Below are 632 nucleotides of genomic sequence, written 5' to 3'. Positions count from 1 at the left end.
GTGGTAAACAGGTCATTATGCCAGGATACACCGGCGGTTGCCTGTGGACGAACTTTGTAGGTTTCTTTAAAGCCATTGACGACTTTAGTATCAATACTGCGTGGAATGATGTTCTGGGCAACAAGACCGACAGTCCAGTTGTCATTCAGGTCTGTATAAGCACCAATATCGGCGTTGAATCCGTTTTTCGTGTTGTGGTACTTGTCACCGTCAAAATCGTCTTTGTCGTAATCACGAACCGTTACGTTGTAGTTAAACAGGTCCACACGCTGATATTTTGGTGTGACGCCAAGAGACCATTTTTGTCCGGCCGTTTCCAGTTCTTTGGCAAATGAAATTCCGACGTCGGTAATTACAGCTGCACGCCCGAATGTCAGGGCATTCTTATCGACGTCGGTAATTGTTCCATTGGCAACTTTGTCCAGATAATCCAGGTCTGCATCGTTTACTTTTCCGTTTACGCTGACAGTTCCGTAAGACTTGACCATAAGGGCAAACGGCAGAGTGTCATTTGCCATGGCTGCTACAGCTGATACACCTACCTGAGCATCTGCATTGATATTGCGGAATTCCGGCAGACGATGTCTAAGATTTGCCGCTGCCTGTTGTACGCCATGCTGGTTATCTACAGC

The 632-nt window shown here is 46.8% G+C and carries 1 protein-coding gene; it reads right to left on the bottom strand.

The features are described 5' to 3' along the window. On the bottom strand, positions 1-632 hold a 632-nt coding region (gene traF / locus RTW80_RS26795), incomplete at both ends, for a conjugal transfer protein TraF (protein WP_312721127.1).

The sequence above is a fragment of the Escherichia sp. AM3 genome (assembly GCF_032029835.1).
Lineage (GTDB): Bacteria > Pseudomonadota > Gammaproteobacteria > Enterobacterales > Enterobacteriaceae > Escherichia > Escherichia coli.
The sequence above is the reverse complement of the archived record's forward strand: the minus strand, read 5'-3'. Positions and strand labels throughout refer to the sequence as shown.